This window comes from Kitasatospora sp. MBT63, assembly GCF_000710465.2.
In the GTDB taxonomy this organism is placed as follows: domain Bacteria; phylum Actinomycetota; class Actinomycetes; order Streptomycetales; family Streptomycetaceae; genus Kitasatospora.
This window is the reverse complement of sequence record NZ_JAIZ01000716.1, coordinates 2,248-4,875: the sequence shown is the minus strand read 5'-3', so window position 1 is coordinate 4,875 and position 2,628 is coordinate 2,248. Positions and strand designations below refer to the sequence as shown.

General features: G+C 72.1%; 3 protein-coding genes and 1 tRNA gene. 2 read left to right on the top strand and 2 right to left on the bottom strand.

All coding sequences use genetic code 11. The features are described from left to right. Nucleotides 1-29: 29 nt before the first annotated feature. The gene (locus AA75_RS37165) at nucleotides 30-608 is read right to left on the bottom strand and encodes a GNAT family N-acetyltransferase (RefSeq protein ID WP_033824837.1); all 579 of its coding nucleotides are present in this window, start codon (nucleotides 606-608) and stop codon (nucleotides 30-32) included. A gap of 78 nt (nucleotides 609-686) precedes the next feature. On the opposite strand from AA75_RS37165, the gene AA75_RS37160 reads away from it, so the two are divergent. Continuing rightward, nucleotides 687-1,364, top strand: coding sequence for a TetR/AcrR family transcriptional regulator (locus AA75_RS37160; RefSeq protein WP_082527114.1), 678 nt, complete (start codon nucleotides 687-689; stop codon nucleotides 1,362-1,364). 35 nt (nucleotides 1,365-1,399) lie between these two features. Here the strand turns inward: AA75_RS37160 and AA75_RS37155 are convergent. Next, nucleotides 1,400-1,472 (bottom strand) — tRNA-Arg (locus AA75_RS37155). An 820-nt stretch (nucleotides 1,473-2,292) separates the two neighbouring features. Between AA75_RS37155 and ssb the strand changes: the two genes are divergently transcribed. Beyond that, nucleotides 2,293-2,628, top strand: a 336-nt coding sequence (ssb, locus tag AA75_RS37150; protein ID WP_033824836.1) for a single-stranded DNA-binding protein, incomplete at its 3' end; no start/stop codon positions are given.

The following is a 2,628-nucleotide window of genomic DNA, read 5'->3' as shown; positions in this document are numbered from 1 at the left end:
TGGTGGGTGGCGGGTGGCGGGTGCCGGTCTCAGCCGGTCGGGTCGGGGGAGCCGGCGTCCTCGGCGGGCCGGCGCCACTCGTGGGCCAGCAGCGACCAGATCTCGTAGTCCTGGCGGACGCCGTTGTGCAGCGAGTACTCCCGCAGCACGCCCTCGAGTCGCATCCCCATCCGCTCGGCCACCGCCCGGCTGCGGGTGTTGCCGCTGGCGGCCCACCACTCGACCCGGTGCATGCCGCGCTCGACCAGCGCGTAGTCGATCAGGTGCCGGACGGCCGCGCCGATCAGGCCGCGGCCCTGGCCGGCCGGTTCGGCCCAGACCCCGATCTCGCAGTTGCCGGTGGTGGCGTCGAAGCGCGGGAACATCACGCCGCCGACCAGCGTCCCGGCCAGCCAGATGCCGTGGATCCGGCCGCTGTCGGAGGCCTGCCGGTCCGCGTAGGACTGGAGGGTGGCACGGGCCGAGTCGAGGTCGGTCGAACGGGAGGCCCAGGGGATCCAGGGGTCCACGATGACGCGGGCCCGGTCGATGTGGTCGAGGAACTCGGCGGCCTGCCAGGGCTCCAGCGGGCGGAGCTCGGCGTCCTCGGTGAGCGGTACGGCGTACACGGCGGCCTCCGGCCGGACAGGGGGATCGAGAGCGGTGCCAGCGTACATAACAAACGTTTGGTAGGTAGCATGTCCGGCATGACGCCAGCGCGTGGAGACCACGAAGCCCGCCGGGCCGACGTCTCGGAGGCGGTATGGCGGGTGCTGGCCGAGGGCGGCTTCGGCGCTCTGACCCTGCGGGCAGTGGCCGCCGAGATGGGGGCCTCGACCGGCCTGCTTACCCACTACTTCCCCAACAAGCGGGCCCTGGTGCGGCACGCGCTGGAGGTGCTGGACCGCCGCTCCGCCGAGCGGCCGCGGCCGGCCGCCGAACGGGCCGGCGCGGGACTGGCGATGCTGCGGGCCGTCCTGCTCGACATCCTCCCGCTCTCCGCGCAGAGTGCGGCGGACAACCGGATCTGGGTCGGCTCCTGGGACGTGGCGCTGTCCGACCCCGAGCTGGCGGCCGAGCACGCGGAGCGCTACCGGCGGGCCCGGCGGGTGATGGCGGAGCACGTCGCGGAGGCCCGGCGGCTCGGTGAACTGCCGCCGGGGCGGGCCCCGCAGGAGGTGGCGGCGGCCGCGCAGAGCTTCGTCCTGGGGCTGGTGGTGCAGGTGCTGTTCGCGCCGCAGGAGTACCCGGCGCAGCGGCAGATCGAGCTGGTGGACCTCTATCTGGACGGCCTCGCGGCGGCGCCGGCCCGGCCGGGTGCGACCCGCGCGGCCGACGGCCCGGCGGGCCCGGCCGGTGTGCGCGATAGCGGCGGCGTGCGATAGCGCCGGGCGATTCCGGCGGTTCCGTGCAGGCGAGGTGCCCCCAGCAGGATTCGAACCTGCGACCTACCGCTTAGAAGGCGGGTGCTCTATCCGCTGAGCTATGGGGGCCGGGCGGGGTGACGGGCCGGGAAAACCGGCCGTCGACTGCGCTGAGTGAGGGACCGAGGACGCATTGTGGCGGCCGCGAGCAGGTCTCTCGGGTGCCCGGCGGGCGGGCGTCACCCGACCCCTGGCCGGGGGCTGGATGTTCCGGGACAGGATACGGGTGTCGGGATCCTCCACCGGGCGTTCAGGTGTCGGGTCGGGTGTGTCGGCCTTGGTGGAGCCGTCCGATAATCGCAGGTAGCAGCCGGACGTGCAGCGCCCTGGGGGGCCCTGGAGCCGGACGTTGTGCAGTCGTTACGGGGCTGCCTCCCCACCCGTTATGGATTCGGTGCGGAGAATACCCGGCGGTCATGTCGGGTGGGGGCCGGATTTGGGTTACTTCGGTCGGATGACATGCCCTGGACGTCTGCCCGGCCACTCGTTCGGGTCCTGGCGGGATGTGCGGTTTGCGTGATTCGTTGTCATGTCCGCGTGGATCGAGAGTTCCCGAGTCAATTGAATTCAGGGGGGAATTCACTCGGTCGAGGTATTCGGGTTATCCACAGCCGGGAGTTTTCCACAGGAATTCGGATGCTCCTGGCGCAAGGTCGCCGCGGATTGCACTCTCATCCACGGCGGATTGTCCCGGGAATGCTCGCGGGGGATTCCGTACGGGCCCGGCCGTCCGGTGGATCCGCTCGGCCGCGGTGGGCGGGCGGTGTCCCGGGAGGCGTCCCGGGCCGACGGTCCGTGGGTTGCTGAATGGCCGTCAGCGGGTGGGGCTGCCATATGGAGGACGACCGGGCCGGCGGACGACCGGGCCGGAGAGCGGGAGGACGAGATCATGAACGAGACCCTGGTGACCATGGTCGGCAACGTTGCCTCGGTGGTCAGCTATGCGCAGACGGCCGCCGGTGTGCCCGTCGCCAACTTCCGGATGGCGGCCACCGAGCGCCGCTTCGACCGCGGCAGCGGCGACTGGGTGGACGGCGACACCAGCTGGGTGACGGTGGTCGCCTGGCGCTGGCTGGCCACCAACCTGGTCAGCTCGGTGAGCAAGGGCGATCCGGTCGTGGTGAGTGGCCGGCTGCGGGTCAGGGAGTGGGAGGACGAGGAGCGTCGGCGTGCCGTGGTCGAGATCGACGCCCGGGTGGTCGGCCACGACCTGTCCCGCGGCACC